This window comes from Nocardia africana NBRC 100379 (genome assembly GCF_001612635.1).
Classification (GTDB): Bacteria; Actinomycetota; Actinomycetes; order Mycobacteriales; family Mycobacteriaceae; genus Nocardia; species Nocardia africana.
Genome location: NZ_BDAV01000007.1, coordinates 330,999 through 346,547 on the forward strand (window position 1 = coordinate 330,999; position 15,549 = coordinate 346,547).

General features: G+C 69.2%; 20 protein-coding genes. 7 read left to right on the plus strand and 13 right to left on the minus strand.

All coding sequences use genetic code 11. The annotated features are described in order from the left end of the window. Positions 1 to 152 precede the first annotated feature (152 nt). From NA3_RS13320 to NA3_RS13335, 4 genes are all read right to left on the minus strand, one after another. Positions 153 to 617 (minus strand): CinA family protein, encoded by a 465-nt coding sequence (locus tag NA3_RS13320; RefSeq protein WP_062963893.1) that lies wholly within the window; start codon positions 615 to 617, stop codon positions 153 to 155. A gap of 34 nt (positions 618 to 651) precedes the next feature. After that, on the minus strand, positions 652 to 813 hold the full coding sequence (locus NA3_RS13325; RefSeq protein WP_157126552.1) for a hypothetical protein: 162 nt from the start codon (positions 811 to 813) through the stop codon (positions 652 to 654). A gap of 40 nt (positions 814 to 853) precedes the next feature. Then, positions 854 to 1,099 carry a microaggregate-binding protein 1 gene (gene mbp1, locus NA3_RS13330; RefSeq protein WP_062963895.1) on the minus strand — a complete coding sequence of 82 codons (246 nt, stop codon included), beginning with the start codon at positions 1,097 to 1,099 and terminating at the stop codon, positions 854 to 856. 69 nt (positions 1,100 to 1,168) lie between these two features. Then, the gene (locus NA3_RS13335; protein WP_062963896.1) at positions 1,169 to 2,305 is read right to left on the minus strand and encodes an amidohydrolase family protein; all 1,137 of its coding nucleotides are present in this window, start codon (positions 2,303 to 2,305) and stop codon (positions 1,169 to 1,171) included. Positions 2,306 to 2,539: 234 nt separating this feature from the next. Between NA3_RS13335 and NA3_RS13340 the strand changes: the two genes are divergently transcribed. Further along, positions 2,540 to 3,712, plus strand: coding sequence for an MFS transporter (locus NA3_RS13340; protein WP_063917470.1), 1,173 nt, complete (start codon positions 2,540 to 2,542; stop codon positions 3,710 to 3,712). After that, entirely contained in the window at positions 3,709 to 4,338 is a 630-nt protein-coding gene (locus NA3_RS13345; RefSeq protein WP_062963898.1) for a VOC family protein, read from the plus strand. Before NA3_RS13340 ends, NA3_RS13345 begins: the two co-directional genes overlap by 4 nt. Positions 4,339 to 4,388: 50 nt before the next feature. On the opposite strand, the gene NA3_RS13350 is transcribed toward NA3_RS13345, so the two are convergent. From NA3_RS13350 to NA3_RS13360, 3 genes are all read right to left on the minus strand, one after another. After that, positions 4,389 to 5,237 carry an alpha/beta fold hydrolase gene (locus NA3_RS13350; RefSeq protein ID WP_062963899.1) on the minus strand — a complete coding sequence of 283 codons (849 nt, stop codon included), beginning with the start codon at positions 5,235 to 5,237 and terminating at the stop codon, positions 4,389 to 4,391. Further along, positions 5,234 to 5,827, minus strand: coding sequence for a TetR/AcrR family transcriptional regulator (locus NA3_RS13355; RefSeq protein ID WP_062963900.1), 594 nt, complete (start codon positions 5,825 to 5,827; stop codon positions 5,234 to 5,236). Before NA3_RS13355 ends, NA3_RS13350 begins: the two co-directional genes overlap by 4 nt. A gap of 142 nt (positions 5,828 to 5,969) precedes the next feature. Continuing rightward, positions 5,970 to 6,329 (minus strand): Rv2640c family ArsR-like transcriptional regulator, encoded by a 360-nt coding sequence (locus NA3_RS13360; protein ID WP_062963901.1) that lies wholly within the window; start codon positions 6,327 to 6,329, stop codon positions 5,970 to 5,972. Between the two features lie 97 nt (positions 6,330 to 6,426). Here NA3_RS13360 and NA3_RS13365 point away from each other — a divergent pair, with 97 nt between their 5' ends. Continuing rightward, on the plus strand, positions 6,427 to 6,912 hold the full coding sequence (locus NA3_RS13365; protein ID WP_062964038.1) for an ArsI/CadI family heavy metal resistance metalloenzyme: 486 nt from the start codon (positions 6,427 to 6,429) through the stop codon (positions 6,910 to 6,912). A 75-nt stretch (positions 6,913 to 6,987) separates the two neighbouring features. On the opposite strand, the gene NA3_RS13370 is transcribed toward NA3_RS13365, so the two are convergent. Further along, entirely contained in the window at positions 6,988 to 7,833 is an 846-nt protein-coding gene (locus NA3_RS13370) for a helix-turn-helix transcriptional regulator (RefSeq protein ID WP_062963902.1), read from the minus strand. Between the two features lie 103 nt (positions 7,834 to 7,936). Between NA3_RS13370 and NA3_RS13375 the strand changes: the two genes are divergently transcribed. Both NA3_RS13375 and NA3_RS13380 read left to right on the plus strand, forming a co-directional pair. Further along, the gene (locus NA3_RS13375; RefSeq protein WP_062963903.1) at positions 7,937 to 8,869 is read left to right on the plus strand and encodes an SDR family NAD(P)-dependent oxidoreductase; all 933 of its coding nucleotides are present in this window, start codon (positions 7,937 to 7,939) and stop codon (positions 8,867 to 8,869) included. A 124-nt stretch (positions 8,870 to 8,993) separates the two neighbouring features. Next, complete coding sequence (locus NA3_RS13380) at positions 8,994 to 9,872, plus strand: SAM-dependent methyltransferase (RefSeq protein WP_062963904.1); 879 nt, start codon at positions 8,994 to 8,996, stop codon at positions 9,870 to 9,872. 111 nt (positions 9,873 to 9,983) lie between these two features. Here NA3_RS13380 and NA3_RS13385 read toward each other — a convergent pair whose 3' ends face one another. The 5 genes from NA3_RS13385 to NA3_RS13405 all read right to left on the minus strand — a co-directional run bounded on the left by NA3_RS13385 (position 9,984) and on the right by NA3_RS13405 (position 14,189). Next, positions 9,984 to 12,056 carry a glycosyltransferase family 39 protein gene (locus NA3_RS13385; protein ID WP_227995101.1) on the minus strand — a complete coding sequence of 691 codons (2,073 nt, stop codon included), beginning with the start codon at positions 12,054 to 12,056 and terminating at the stop codon, positions 9,984 to 9,986. 66 nt (positions 12,057 to 12,122) lie between these two features. Beyond that, positions 12,123 to 12,605 (minus strand): hypothetical protein, encoded by a 483-nt coding sequence (locus NA3_RS13390; RefSeq protein ID WP_062963906.1) that lies wholly within the window; start codon positions 12,603 to 12,605, stop codon positions 12,123 to 12,125. 83 nt (positions 12,606 to 12,688) lie between these two features. Then, positions 12,689 to 13,138, minus strand: a complete 450-nt coding sequence (locus NA3_RS13395; RefSeq protein ID WP_062963907.1) for a hypothetical protein — start codon at positions 13,136 to 13,138, stop codon at positions 12,689 to 12,691. Then, on the minus strand, positions 13,135 to 13,452 hold the full coding sequence (locus NA3_RS13400; RefSeq protein ID WP_062963908.1) for a hypothetical protein: 318 nt from the start codon (positions 13,450 to 13,452) through the stop codon (positions 13,135 to 13,137). Before NA3_RS13400 ends, NA3_RS13395 begins: the two co-directional genes overlap by 4 nt. Before the next feature lie 44 nt (positions 13,453 to 13,496). Then, positions 13,497 to 14,189, minus strand: coding sequence for a DJ-1/PfpI family protein (locus NA3_RS13405; RefSeq protein ID WP_062963909.1), 693 nt, complete (start codon positions 14,187 to 14,189; stop codon positions 13,497 to 13,499). A gap of 201 nt (positions 14,190 to 14,390) precedes the next feature. Here NA3_RS13405 and NA3_RS13410 point away from each other — a divergent pair, with 201 nt between their 5' ends. Next, positions 14,391 to 15,329: a GlxA family transcriptional regulator gene (locus NA3_RS13410; protein ID WP_062963910.1), complete on the plus strand. Its 939-nt coding sequence runs from the start codon at positions 14,391 to 14,393 to the stop codon at positions 15,327 to 15,329. A gap of 82 nt (positions 15,330 to 15,411) precedes the next feature. Continuing rightward, positions 15,412 to 15,534 (plus strand): hypothetical protein, encoded by a 123-nt coding sequence (locus tag NA3_RS39035; RefSeq protein ID WP_255359447.1) that lies wholly within the window; start codon positions 15,412 to 15,414, stop codon positions 15,532 to 15,534. Positions 15,535 to 15,549 lie beyond the last annotated feature (15 nt).

Below are 15,549 nucleotides of genomic sequence, written 5' to 3' on the forward strand. Positions count from 1 at the left end.
AGTCGGGACCTCCCGAGAACGTCGGTGAATCGCATGATTCGGACGCTACTCAGGAGGGGTTCCCCTCGAAATACGTTGCAACTGCCTAGTTCTGCGTACTCGATCCGGCGAAGTTGCGAACGTTGCGGACAGTGGTGTCGTCCGCGAACCGCTTATCGATCGGCGGTCAGGCGATCCAGCAGACAGCTCAGCGCGAACTGCACGGTCTGCTCGAGAACCTCTTCCGGTGCGCCGTCGAATTCGGCCCGGCAGGCGGTGACGGCGGTCTCGGAGGCGGTGGCGAACCACACCGTGCCGGGCGGTTCGCCGTCACTGGGTTCGGGACCCCCGACCCCGGTGACCGCCACCGAATAGCTCGCGCCGAGCAACTTGCGCACGGTGGCCGCCAACGCCTCGGCCGCCGGCCGCGACACCACGGGGACGTCGGGCATATCCAGGACGGTGCGTTTCACCTCCGGGCTGTAGGCGACGACCCCGCCGCGAAACCACTGTCCCGCATCCGGTGCCGCGCCGAGGGCGGAGGCGATCTTGCCCGAGGTCAGAGATTCCGCCACCGCGATCGTCGAACCGGCCGCCGTGGCCAGTTCGGCGATCCGCTCGGCGGGTCCCTCGGTCATCGCTCCGCCTCCCGGGCGGCCACGGTGCACCTGCTCATTCCGCTCCTCGTTCCGCGTCGTCGTCTCCGCTCTCGCGGTACGCCTGCAGCGCGGTGTCGAGTTCGCGTTGCAGCCGTTGCACTTCCGCCTCGTCTCCGGCGTCGGACGCAGTGGTGATGTCCTGGCGAAGCTGGGCGATGACGTCGTGTGAAACCACGGGAACCTCCTCCGGCACGGAACGGGTGAGCGGTCGGGAGCTAGCTGCCCTGCTGGTGGGACTGCTGACGGGCCTCGTCGACGTTGGCCTCGGCCCGGGCCTTCTCGGCCTGGGCTTCCTTCGCGGCCGCCTCGCGCTGCGATTCGGCCTTGTCCTGCTGCGCCCGGCCCTCCGACTCGAGGTCGTTGTTGCCGGTGACGATGCCTGCCGCCTCCTTGGCCTTCCCCTTCACATCTTCGACAACGCCCTTGATGCCCTCACGCGGGCCACTGTTGTGGTCGGACACGGAGTCCCCTTCCGTCGCAATTCACTGACATGCAACGCCTACCCACCGCAGCGGTGCTCAATCGGACGATTACCCGCTCACGGCTCGGGCCAGCCGGGGCAACTGGCGTAGCGGATTGTGGTGTTCGACCTCCATCCGCTGGTCGGCGTCGAAAATGTCGCTCAGGCCGGGCGCCGGATCGTGGCTGCCAGACTGTGGCAGAGTCAACGCGCTGAACGGCCAGTCCGAACCGAAGACGATGCGCTCGCGGCCCATCACGGCGGTCGCACCGGCCATGGCGGCGGCCGAGCCGCTCAGTGCGGTGTCGACGTAGAAGGCCGATATCTGCCGCTGTATGTCGAGGACCGAGGGCCGGGGCAGGTCCTGCGGCCACAGCTGCCCCAGCACGGTTTGCGAGGCGATGCCGATCCGGTGCGACAGAAACGGCAGCGTGCCGCCGGCGTGGGCCAGCTGGAAGCGAATGTTCGGATAGCGCTGGGTGACACCGGTGACCATCATCATGGTCGCCGCGCGGGTGGTGTCGAAGGTGAACTCCTCCAGGAAGTCCGGCAGCGGCAGTGCCGGCTTGGCGCCGTCGGGAATCGCCGCGGGGTGGACGAAGACGTAGGCGTTGCGCTGGTTCAGCGCGGCCAGCAACGGCTCGAACCGCGGATCACCCAGGTAGACCCCGTTGTAGGCCGACAACAGGATCACCCCGTCGAGATGCAGTTCGTCGAGGGCGTAGATCGTCTCCGCGACCGAGGCCGCGACATCGGGCATCGGCAGCACCGCGAATGCGCCGAATCGCCCGGGATTCGACCGGAACAGCCCGGCGGCATAGGAATTGCAGTAGCGCGCCATATCGGTGGCCTCCTTCCCGCTCAGGAACGACACACCGGGATCGGAGACCGAGAGGGCTTGCGCCTGGATGCCGTAGTAGTCCATGAACTCCAGCGCCTGCTCCGGCGACCATTCGGGGGTCGGATAACCGCCGATGGTGAGATGGCCGTGTTCGAGCAGTGCCGCACGATAATCCGGGGGCAGGAAGTGCGCGTGCAAATCGATGCGGTAAGTGCCCGACGGCGCGGTCCGCTGTTCACGCACCGGGGCCGCCTGCGCGGCGGGCAACACCGCGGCCGCCGCCGCGGCCACGCCGAGTGTTCCGGCGACGGCCGTCCCCAGTGCGCGACGACGGCTCACCGCGGAGATGATGCGAGTGGCGTCCATGGATTCTCACTTTCCGAATCGGCTCTGATCGGTCGCGGGGTCGAGCGCGGACGACGCCGTGCTCGAAGCAGCGCGAAATATCCTGCGCGAGAAGAGCTCTCACGACGATCGCACAAGGAGCCGCGCCGACCTCGACGGCAGGAATTGACTAAATCATCAGATACGATCGACTGCTCTGTCAAGAGAAAATGATGAGTTCATCAGAATCTCGGTCGGCGCCTGCTGTTCGCCACGATCTGCGCGGTCTCGGTCGCGACCGTCTACTGCGCCCAGCCGATACTCACGCAGATCGGCGACGACCTGGACGTGCCGGCCGGCGAACTGGGCTGGATCGTCACGGCGGGGCAGCTCGGCTACCTGCTCGGATTGGGCTTTCTCGTTCCACTCGGCGACATGGTCGACCGGCGCAGGCTCATCGCCGCGCAACTGCTGCTCACCGCCGCGGGGGCGGTGATCGCCGCGACCGCCGCACGCACGTGGGTGCTGCTCACCGGGGTCGTCCTCGCGGGCCTGTTCGCGGTCGTGGTGCAGACGACGGTCGCCTACGCGGCGGCCCTCTCGGCACCGCGGCAGCGCGGACGCACCCTGGGCGTGGTGACCTCCGGCGTCGTCGTCGGCATCCTCGGTGCGCGCATCGTCGCGGGCGCGCTGGCCACCGCCTGGGGCTGGCGCAGCGTGTACGCCGCGTCGGCCGTGCTCCTCGTCGCGCTGGCAGGCCTCGTCCTGATCCGCCTGCCGGGCGAGACTCGCGTCGGCCACACCAGCTATACGCAGGTGCTGCGGGCCTCGAGCACCCTGTTCGGTGACCGGCTTCTGCTCTCGCGCGGGCTGATCGCCTTCTTTCTGTTCGCCTCCTTCGGCACGCTCTGGAGCGGCCTGGCGCTGCCGCTCGCGGCCTCGCCGTGGCATTTCGACACCGCGCGGATCGGCCTGTTCGGGCTCGCCGGGCTGGCCGGCGCACTGGGCGCGGGCCGAGCCGGACGCTGGGCGGACCGGGGTTTCGCGCGCCCGGTCACGGGGGCGGCGCTCGTCCTGCTGGCCGTCTCGTGGGCCGCAACGGCGCAAGCCGAGTGGTCGCTGTGGCTGCTCGTCGGCGGCGTGGTCGTCCTCGATTTCGCCGTGCAAGCCGTGCACGTCGGCAATCAGCATGTGCTCACCGCCTCGCACCCGGACCGGACGAGCAGCATCATCGGCACTTACATGCTCTTCTACTCGGTCGGTTCGGCGCTCGGCGCGGCCGCCACGACCGCCGCGTACTCGGCTGCCGGCTGGACCGGGTCCAGCGTTCTCGGCGCCGCCTTCGCGATCGGTGGCTTCGCGGTGTGGGCGATCACGGACGGGCGCCCGAGAGTGATCAGGAATCGAGAAGCGGCGGTCGTGCGATCGCCGATAACGTCGTCGACATGAACATCACCACTGCTCAGAGCACCATCGCATCGGTCGTCGTCGAGACCCCGGACCCGGCTGCCGCCGCGACCTTCTACGAGGCCGCGTTCGGACTCGGCGACCGGCTGCGGGTCCGCAAGTCGGACGCGGAGACCACCGGCTTCCGCGGATACATCCTTTCCCTCGTGGTGTCCCAGCCCAGCACCGTCGACAGCCTCATCGGCTCCGCGGTCGCGGCGGGCGCGACGACGGTGAAGCCGGCCAAGAAGAGTTTCTGGGGGTACGGCGGCGTCGTGCAGGCCCCCGACGGCGCGGTCTGGAAGATCGCCACCTCGGCGAAGAAGGACACCGGCCCGGCCACCCGCGAGATCGACGATGTCGTCCTGCTGCTCGGGGTCGAGAGCGTGAAGGCGACCAAACAGTTCTACGTCGAGCGCGGCTTGACCGTGGCGAAGAGTTTCGGCGGCAAGTACGCCGAGTTCGAGTCGCCGGCCGGGTCGGTCAAACTCGCGCTCTACGGCCGCAAGGCCGCCGCCAAGGACGCGGGCGTCCCGGCGGAGGGCTCCGGGTCGCATCGGATCGCGATCACCGGCTCACTCGGTTCCTTCACCGATCCCGACGGATTCGTGTGGGAGATCGAGGCCTGAGCCGGGTGGTGCGGCCGGAAACCGGCCGGCCGCAACGGAACTCGATGCCGCTACGAATCCGTCGAATGAGGCTGCGGTGACGTGATCTCCAGGACCTCCATCAACTGGTGCGCGAAATCGACCGCCTCGGTGCGGACTCCGTTGTGCGCGCCGGGGAACTCGATCACCTCGAGTCCGAGCCGGGCCGCGATCTCGACCGCGGGCCGATAGGGCAGGCACCCACGAGTTTCGCGGCCGACCGCGAGCGTCAGACGGTCCGACACCGGGGCCAGCGCACTGTAATCCGGTGTGTACGAGGTGAATTCGCGCAACTCGTGTTCGATCATGAGCGGGCCGTTGGCGGCGAGGCGGGCCCACATCTGCGCGGCGCGCTCCGGCAGCCGCGACACCTCCGGCGCCGGTTTCATCGCCGGACCGATGCCCGCGAGGAATCGCGTCCCCGCCGCGGCGACGCCCTCGGTGTGCAGCAGGGCATGGACCTCCTCGACCATCGCGAGGTGCCGGTCGGCATCCGGAAGGACGGCGAAGCAGGGCGGTTCGTGTGCGACCAGCCGGCACACCCGGCCGGGATGTCTCGCGAGCACGTCGAGCCCGACGATCGCGCCGTTGCTGGTTCCGAAGACGAACGCCGGCTCATCGGTCAGATGCGCGAGCAGCCGAGCCACGTCGTCGGCCTGCACCGCCACCCGCTGATCCTCGGGCCCGTGGGCGAGGACGCTGCGCGAACAGCCGCGCGGATCCAGCGCCACGACCGTGAAACGGCGTTCCAGCACCTCGGCCATCTCGTCGAAGACACCCGCGTCGCCGCCGCCACCGGGAATCAGCAGCAGCAGCGGTCCGTCGCCGCGCACCTCGTAGTACAGCGTGGCGCCGGGCACGGGCAAGGTCTCGGATCTCATTGCGCTACTTCCTCTTCGGTTGCGGACGGCCACTGCGACAGGGTCTGGTGCAGGGCCTCGAGAATGTGGTGCCAGCTGGCGTCGACGGCCCGGGAGTGCGCGAATCCGCCCGCCGCTTCCAGGGTGGCGAAACCGTGAAATGTGCTGCGCAGCAACCGTCCCGCGTCGGTCGACCCCGGTTCGCTCAATCCGTAGCCGCGCAACAGCGCGGCGGTGAGCTCGATACCGCGCAGCAGGGCCGGCTCCCCGGCGACTTCCTCGGGATCCATGCGAATCTGCGTTGCCGCATACCGGCCCGGATGGTCGAGGGCGTAGGAGCGATAGGCGTCGGCGAACGCGAACAACGCATCGCGTCCGGAGCGCCCCGCCACCGCCGCGCCGATCCGCTCGTTCATCTCCGCCCCGGCCAGCAATCCCACCTGCACCTGCAGGTCGCGCAGGTTCCGGACGTGGGTGTACAGGCTGGGATCCTTCACCCCGAACCTGCGCGCCACCGCGGACAGGGTGACGTGGGCGAATCCGACGTCGTCGGCGAGTTCCGCTGCGGCGCGGGCGATTCGCTCTCTGGACAACCCGGCACGAGGCGACATCCACCACTCCTAACCTAGGCTACTTAGGACTAATCCTAAGCATATTAGGTTTTCGCGGCGCAAGGCATTTCCGACTCGGGTATCGGACAGGAGGGGGACGGCGACCTGCGAGGCCGGCGCCCAGGACGTCAAGTGGCGACACTCACCGGCAGCAATTGGGATCCAGGACGACACACAGTGCCGCCAGCGCATCGCGGTTGGCGTGGTGCACGACATTCATTCCGACGCGACCGGATTCGACCAGCCCGGCCTTGCGGAGCTGACCGAGGTGATGGCTGACCGTCGATTCCGCCAGCCCCACCGCGGCGGCCAGGTCGCCGCCATTCTCCCCGGTGTCCGGACTCGCCAGCAGCAGCGACATCAGCTTCACCCGCACCGGATCGGCGAGCGCTTTCAGCCGCAGCGCCACCTCCAGGGCCGCGGCGTCGTCGACCGGCCCGGCCGCCACCGGGGCGCAGCACACCGGGGCGGACATGTCGATGACGGGAAGCGCTTTGGGCATATTCCCATGCTACCGATGGGATTGACATATGTCGAAAAGGTGGAGCAGACTCGGCACCGCCAACCTTTTCGACATATATCGCACCACGGAGGTTCTGATGTCTCGCATCCAACTCGCCCTCAATGTCGACGACCTCGATCGAGCGGTGGCCTTCTACTCCACACTGTTCGACACCGAGCCGGCCAAGCTCGAGCCCGGCTACGCCAACTTCGCCGTCGAGCAGCCGCCGCTGAAGCTCGTACTGCTCGAGAACACCGGCGCCGGCGGCACGATCAATCACCTCGGAGTCGAGGTGGAAACCTCCGAACAGGTCCACGACGAGATCGCGCGATTGTCGCAGGCCGGATTGCCCACCGCGGTGCAGATGGGCACGACCTGCTGTTTCGCCCAGCAGGACAAGGTATGGGTCACCGGCCCGCACGGCGAGAAATGGGAGGTCTACACGGTACTGGCCGACACCGGAACATTTGGCGACGCACCGCAATTCGCGGACGGAAGCTCGGCCGTGCAGGCGTGCTGCGGGACCGCAGGCGAATCTCCGGCCGCGCCACCCTGCTGCGGCAGCGCCGCCTGCTGCCACTGACCGTCCTCGCGCGGTTGCGCATGTTCACCCAGGCTTCGTTTGACGGCCGACGTCACGAGGCCGGCCGCGCGGCGGTCACGGTGCCAGCGACTGCGTGCCCAGCACGATCGCCAGGTCGAGTCGGGCGGCGTCCTCGGTACCGGGTTCGGCGGTGTAGACGGAAATGCGCAGATCATCGAGAGTGACGAGCAGGGTGTCGCAGTCGAGGGTGATCAGGCCGACCGCCGGGTGGTCGATCGTCTTACGCCTCGACGGGTCCGGCGCGGGAGGTGGCGTCTCGGCGTTCCAGAGTCCGGTGAACCTCGGGCCCGCCGCGCTCAGGTCGCCGATCAGGCGCCGCAGGGTGCGGTCGGCGGGATAGCGCGAGGCGGTCAGGCGCAGGTCCGCCACGAGCCGGGCCTCGTGCTGCGCCTGCTCCCGTTCGGAGTGCACGACCCGGGTCTGCATGCGAGTGATGTTGCGCCACACCGCATTACGCTCCACACCGCGCCACGACGTGGTATCGCCCATCAGCGCGTTGTACGGCGCGTTCGCCATCACGAGCGTCCAGCTCGCGTCGTAGACGACCACCGGGGTATGCGACAACCGGTCCAGCAGTCGTTGCACGCTCGCCGTGATCCGCGAGGGCACGACGTCCGGGCCGGGTGCGGCATGCCCGGCCAGCCGGTAGAGCAGGTCGCGTTCGGCATCGGACAGGCGCAGTGCCCGGGACAGTGACTCCACCACCTGTGCCGACGGTGCGGTCGCGCGCCCCTGTTCGAGTCGGGTGAGGTAGTCGGCGGAGATGCCGGCGAGCGCGGCCAGTTCCTCCCGGCGCAATCCGGCGGCCCGGCGCCGGGGACCCACCGGCACGCCGACGGCCTCGGGCGCCACCCGGTCGCGCCAGCGGCGCACCGTCCGGCCGAATTCCCACGCTTCCACGTCCTCCAGTCTGCGCGAGCGTCCGCCGACTTGTCCTGGCCCTGGCAGTCCTACGACAACCGGACGACTGCCTACGGCCGGGCCCGGCGAGCACGCTGGGGACATGACCGAAACCGGAACTGTTCTCATCACCGGCCCGACCCGCAGCCTGGGCCGCGCCACCACGCTGGCCATGGCCGCCCGCCCGGACGGACAGCGTCCCGACCTCCTCCTGGTCGGCCGCGCCGGGCCGGATCTGACCGCGGTCGCCGACCAGGCCCGTGCGCGCGGCGCCCGCGTCCGCGAAATCGGTTGCGACCTGGCCGATCTCAGCGAGGTCCGCGCCGCCGCGACCACCGTGCGCGACCTTCTCTCCAGCGGTGCCGTGCGACCACTGCGCGCGCTGATCGCCAACGCCGGCATCATGTCCGCCGACACCCGGCAGGCCACACCCGACGGTTACGAGACGACCTTCGCCGTCAACTATCTCGCCCACGCCCAGCTCATCGGCGATCTTCTCGACGCGTTCACCGCCCCGGCGCGGGTCGTCCTGCTCGGTTCGAACACCTATCACGCCAACTTCTGGCGCAGAATGCTCCACGTCGCCGAGGCCGACTGGGCCGATCCCGTCGAACTCGCTCGTCCGGCCACCGGAGAGCACGTCCCCGGCATGACCGCATCGGGCGTCGCGTACTCCAACGCCAAGCTGGCGATCCTCTACTACGCCCACGAACTGCAGCGCCACGCCGGCCGGGGAATCAACGTCTCGGTCTTCGAACCTGGCTGGATGCCCGGTACCGCGCTCGGCCGCGGCGCCCCCGCGCCGGTGCGAGCGATCAGCCGCGTCATCGGCCGGCTCCCCGGCGTATCGACCCCGCAACGCTCGGGACCGCTGCTGGCCTCGCTGGCCCTCGACGACGAGTGGGCACACCTGCGCGACGGCGCGTTCGTGGTGAAGACCCGGCTCACCGAGGTGCAGCCGATCGCCCACGACCGCGAGCGGGAGCGCCGCCTGTGGGAGGCGACGACCGAACTGCTGGACCGGGTGCGGGCGTAGCGTTCGCGCCCGGAATCCACGTCGGATGACAGGAAACACGTGGTGACCGGGGTTTCGTGGCGGATTCGCGCGGGTGCGGCGCGGGGTCCCGGCGGCGCCCGGCCCGGTCGGTAGTTTGGCGAACATGCGTACCGACGAGGATTCCTGGGATATCAACACCGGTGTCGGATCCACGGCATTGTTCGTCGCGGCAGCTCGCGCACTGGGCGGACGCGCGGGCGACGCCCCGGCTCGGGACCCGCTCGCCGAGCTCTTCGTCTCTGCCGCGGGCGGCGAGTGGGCGGACCTGATGGCGGGACGACTATCCGAACATCCCTTGCTGACAACAGATTTCGGCATCCCGTTCCAGCAGCATCAACTCTTCCGGACCCGCTATCTCGACGACTACCTGGATGCCGCCGTGGCATCCGGAATCCGGCAGGTGGTCGTGCTCGCGGCGGGCCTGGACGCGCGGGCCTATCGACTGCCGTCGCTGGCAGGCTGCACCGTCTACGAACTGGATCGGCCGCAGATTCTCGAGTACAAGCGCGAGACCCTCGCGGAAGCCGGGCGCGAACCGATCGCGGATCGGCGGGAGGTCGCGGTCGATCTGCGGGGCGACTGGCCGAAAGCTCTGCGCGACAGCGGCTTCGACTCCGACCGGCCGACCGCATGGTTGATCGAGGGTCTGCTGATCTACCTGACACCCGCCGCCCAGGACCGGCTGTTCGACACCGTCCACTCGCTCAGCGCATCCGGCAGCCGAGCCGGCGTCGAACAGATGGATCCCCTGCCCACCGAGGAGGCCGAAGCCCTGGCAGCGGATGGAGAGTCCGGCTCGGAGTGGGTGAAGTTGATCTACAACGAGCCACGCAGCGAGGCCACCGCCTGGTTCACCGACCGCGGATGGAGCGGTGAGCGCATCTACCTTCCCGCCTACATCCGCAGCCTCGGCTACACCCCGGCGGGCCCCGACGGACGCCAGCAGTCACTGATCAATCTGGCGACCGTCACCCGGCCGTGAGACGTGTGCGACGACCGCGACCACGGAAGACCACACCAGCGGCTGCATCGACGGTGAACCGGCTCGAGGGGCAACAGGTTCGTCGCCCACCGAGCCGGTTTCGCGTTCTTCCTACCCTCGGTATCCACTCAGGTTGTAGACCGTGACGTTGCCGATGCGCTGGGCGGGGAAGGTGGCCGTCACCCACGTGGTGATGTCGGCATGCTGGTTGCGGCCGAAACCGCCTGGGCCGCCGGTGTTCTCGGTGATATCCGGCTGCGGCTGCCCCGGCGCGCTTCCGGGTGTCGCATGTTCCCTGCCCGAGGTCGCCCCCTCGGCACGTCCGGTCGTGCCCGGATTCCGGTTTCCGTTCGCGGACTGGTCATGTGTATCCGCCGGACCTTGGTCACGGCCGTCGGCCTGCACGATGTAGTAGGCGATCGTGCCGTCCTTCACGTCGGCCTGGAACTGCGCCAGCGTCGGCACCGGGTCACTGCCGGAGAAACCGCCGATCGCCATGACCGGTCTGCCGCTGTCCACTTCTAGCGCGGCGGCCGCGGACGAACCGTTGGTGGCCGCCGCCCAGGTCGCAGTCGTCGCCCGCAGCATCGCCGAGAGCTGCGGATCCGGACGGGTCTGGCCGAAGCCGCCGCGCCCGCTCGCCTGCGCCGGGCCGACGGTCGGTCCGCCACCGGAGTGTGCGGTCGCGACGGTGGCGAACGAGTAGGCCACACTGCCGGCCAGGCCACCGATCAGGCCGGCCGTCAGCACGACGGCCGCGAGGCGGCGATGTGCCGCATAAGTCCAGGGCACTGCCAGCAGCACCGCGGCAACCAGCGTCACCGGCAGAATCACCCAGCCCAGTTCCGGATGCCAGGCGCTGTTGCGGTGCAGCAGAACGACACTCCACACCCCCGTCACCACCACCAGTGCGGACGCGCCGAATCGGCCGAAGGCGGTGTGTCGCCGATTCCACAGCTCGGCGACACCGACGGCGAACATTCCGGCGACCGCCGGGGCGATCGAGAGGCAGTAGTACGGATGCACCATGCCGTTCATGTAGCTGAGCACGCCGCCGTCGATGACGATCCAGCCGCCGAACACGATGGCCGCCGCACGCATCCGGTCGGTGCGCGGCGCGCGGCCACGCGAGATGAGAACCAGCACCATCGCCAGCAGCGCGGCCGGCAGCAACCACCCGATCTCGACACAGAATTCCCCGGTGAACAACCGCTGCACACCGTGCACCTGCCCGCCGAAACCACCGAATCCGTTGTGCGGGGCCGCGTGCGCCGCCGCGGCCGCCTGCGCCGCAGCCGCGGGATCGTGGGCCGGCGCTCCCCCGCCACCGTGATCGCGGCCGAGCACCCGGGCGAAACCGTTGTATCCGAGCACCAGATTCATGAAGTTGTTGTCGGTCGACCCGGCGAGATACGGGCGGCTCGAGGCCGGCCACCAGAGCGTGAGCAGCACATACCAGCCACTGGACACCAGCAATGCGGCGAGTCCGCCGAGCAGGTGCAGCAGGCGGGTGCGCAGCGATGCCGGAGCGGCCAGCAGGTAGGCCACCCCCAGCGCGGGCAGCACCATCAGCCCCTCGAGCATCTTCGCCAGGAACGCGAAGCCCAGCGCCGCACCGGCCAGCATCACCCAGGTCGTGGACGCGCGGTCCAGTGCCCGCACGGTGGCGTAGGCCGCGGCGGTCATGAGCAGCACCATGACCGCGTCCGGATTGTTGAACCGGAACATCAACGCGGCCACCGGTGTCAGCGCCAGCGCCGCACCCGCGAGCATCGCCGTCCAGTGGTTGTTCGTGATCCGCCGGACCGCGCCGTAGAGCAGCGCGACCGCGGCCACGGCCATCAACGCCTGCGGAACGAGCATGCTCGCGCTGGAGAAGCCGAAGATGCGGCCGGACAACCCCATCACCCACTGCGATACGGGTGGCTTGTCGACGGTGATGAAGTTGGCCGGATCCAGCGAGCCGAACAGCATCGCCTCCCAGTTCTTCGATCCGGCCCAGGCGGCGCCGGCGTAGAACTGGTTGCCCATCCCGTTGACGGTGATGTTCCACAGGTACATCACCGCCGTCGCGATCAGCAGCACCGCCAGACCGGCCCGCTCGACGCCGAATCTGTGGACGGCGCCGGATCGCGCGGGCTCGGGCGGTACCACCGGCGAATTCTGGAGGAGTGAGGTAGTCACGATGCCTATTGAGCCCGCGCAGCTCCACAGCTACCTGTGAGCGAGCAGTGAGGTTGCGATGAACGCCTAGCGGGCCGGCTTCTGCGCCGCACCCGCGACCGCTCGGCTTCGGGGGCGTTCACCGGGCACGAGCAGCGCGAGGACGGCGACGACCACCGCGCCGCCGAACAGGTACAACCCCCACGTGCCGGTGAGCAGGTGCTGATAGTCGTCGCGCAGCTGGGTGTCGAACCGCTGATTCAACCGCCAGGCCGGCACCACGAGCGCCGCGATTCCGGCCAGCACCGCCAGCCATCCCAGGATTCGTGAGCCGAACAGTCCCGCCAGCAGCATCACCAGGGCGACGAGCAGCAACACCACCGTGTAGGACGCGCGCAGCTGCGTCGCCTGGGCCTGCACCCCGTCCAGTGGGATTCCGGTGGCGAAGCCGTCGCGAATATCGACGAGCCGGATGTGGCGGGCCTGCACAACTCCGACGAACGGCCCGAATGCTCCGACCGCCATCACGACCCCACAGGCGAACAGCACCAGATGGACGACAGCGCGCATACGTCCACGGTATTCCGGGCGGCGCGGCAATGCACCGACCCCGGCGCGATCGTCGTCGTGTCGCGACGGGACACGCCGACGGTTCAGGCGCCGGTGGTCGATCCGGGACGCACCACCATCAGCACCGCGACGATCGCCCACAGCAGGTTGAAGATTCCGGCCGACATGGCCAGGCGGGTGGCCGTGGCACCGATGTGGTCGGCTGCCACCGTCGTGAGGGCGGCGCGTTGGTCGGGCAGGATCATCGTGGCCAGAATCGCCGCGGCGGCAGCGGTGAGGGCGATCGAGGTGATCAGCCATCCGGTCCCGAGTACACCCAAGGCGGCGCCGGTGGCCAGCCCGAAGATCGGAACCGCGAGACCGACGGCCGCGTAGACGCGGCAAATGCGATGCAGCACCCTGAGATTCGCGTCCGCATCGGTCGATCCGGCGGCCCGGCGCAGGGCCGGGGGAAACATGCTCGCGGCGACGGCAACCGGGCCGATCGCGATCACCGCGGCCAGAACATGCAGCGACAGCAGCGCTTTCGTCACCGGACGCGCTCCGCTCCGCCGCGGCGCACACCGGTGACCTTCGACGCGGGCAGGCGTCCCGCCTTGGCAGTACCGGTGAGCGCGTCACCCTCGACGGTGACCGCGAACGCGAGATTCAATCGCATCGGTCTGGTGACGGCCTGATTCCAGGTCAGCCGATCACCGTCGAGCACGATGTCGCGAAGCGAAACCCGTTCGCCCGCACCGCTTGCCGTACCGACGAGGGTGCCGTCCTCGCGATGGATATCGAGTTCGACGGCAATCCTGCCGATCGGGGTGGAAATGGACAGATCCCACATGCCTTCGGCGGACATGACGTAGTTGCTCCTCGGATGTGTCGTGGGTGAGCGGGGACGGATCAGACGGTGACGGGAACGGGTCCCTCGCGGCGCCAGACGATGCCGCGACGTTCGTGCGCGAACAGCCGCTCGACCGCATGGGCGACGCGCGGCCCGATCTCGCGTTCGAGCAGGTGGAGACCGAGGTCGAGGCCGGAGGTGACGCCGGCGCCGGTGACGAGATCGCCGTCGTCGACCACGCGCGCGTCCACGGCCTGCACGCCCGTGGCGTCGAGCAGATCCAGCCCCAGGTGGTGCGTGGTCGCCGGACGCCCCTCCAACAGTCCGGCCATGGCGAGAACCAGCGACCCACCACAGACGGCGGCAACAGTGATCCGCGGATTCGCCATCGCCGCGCGAAGCAGCTCGGGCAGTCCGGTGGTCAGGGTGCGGCCGAGCAGAACGGGGATCGATTCGTCGCGACGCCATTCGCCGGCGGCCCCGGCCTCCTGATCCGGCGCCTCCCCCGGCTCGCCGATACGGCCGGAGGCGCCGGGGACCAGCACCACACCGGGTCTCGCCGGATCGAGTGCCGCGGTGGCGCGCAACGTGAGCCGGCCGGTGCCGCTCACCACCTCCCGCGGACCTTCCGCCGAGACCAGTTCGACGCTCACGCCACCGCCGGATGCGGCCCCGCCGGCGTAGAACACCTCGTACGGGGCGATGACGTCCAGCGGATCGAACCCGTCGAACAGGACGATCTGAGCATGCATGGGAATCCCTTCGAATCCGCCCGGCCGGCCCGGGCACGGCCCGACGGTATGCGGGCTGTCTCGCGGTTCCCAGTGGCGTTTTCGACAGGTTTCGACGGAAAAACGACATGGTCCACGAAAGCTGCTGCGACCTGGAAGAACCGATCGATTTCCGGCGCATCATGGCGAAGGTCACAGGTGTCGGCACGGTATGTTCCAGCCATGCACACCGTTGCCGTTCTCGCCCTGGACGGGGTGATCTCGTTCGACCTCGCCGCCCCGATCGAGGCCTTCACCCGGACCCGGCTGCCCGACGGCCGCCCCGGCTATCAGGTCCGGGTCTGCGCCGAACACCCCGAGGTCGATGCCGGCGCCTTCACGCTGCGCGCCCCCTGGGGGCTGGCCGGGCTCGAGGACGCCGACACCATCATGGTGCCCGGCACCGCGAACCCGGCCGCGCCGATTTCACCCGCCGTCCGGAACGCGCTGCGCGCCGCGGCCGCGAACGGAACACGCATCGCCTCGATCTGCTCGGGCACCTTCCCGCTCGCCGCCACCGGCCTGCTCGACGGGCTGCGCGCCACCACGCACTGGATCGCCGCCGCCGAGTTGGCGGCCGCGTATCCGGCGATCGAGGTGAACCCGGATGTGCTCTACGTCGACAACGGCCAGATCCTCACCTCGGCCGGCGCCGCGGCGGCCCTCGACCTGTGTCTGCACATGATCCGCCGCGACTACGGTTCGGCGGTGGCCGCGGATACCGCCCGGCTCTCGGTGATGCCGCTGGAACGCGAAGGCGGACAAGCCCAATTCATCGTCCACGGCTTCGCGCCCACGCCGCGCGGCGGTGACCTCGAGCCGCTGCTGAACTGGCTCGAGACCAACCTCGCCGCCGACCTGACCCTCGACGAGATGGCCGCGCGCGCCGGAGTCAGCACCCGCACCCTCATTCGCCGCTTCCGCGAGCACACCGGCTCCACGCCGCTGCAGTGGCTGCATCGCGCCCGCATCCGCCGCGCCCAGCATCTGCTGGAATCCACCACCCACTCGGTCGAACGCATCGGCGCCCAGGTCGGATTCGGTTCGCCCACCGCCTTCCGGGAGCGTTTCAAACGCACCACCGGCGTCAGTCCGCACCGCTATCGCCGCAGCTTCAGCTGATCGCCAGCTCACGGCGCCGGGACTCCCTGCCGCGGATCTGGTGACCCTGGTTGAAGCCGACCATCCCGGGTAAGGGCTCGGTATGGAATTACTGGTGATCGCCGGCTTGGTCGTCCTGGTCGCGGCGGTGGTGCTGTACCGCACGATCCACAATCACCGGTCGGGGCCGACGGAGCCGCCGGACAAAGAGGGCAACCTGCGGTGACCGGGCGCGCGGAAC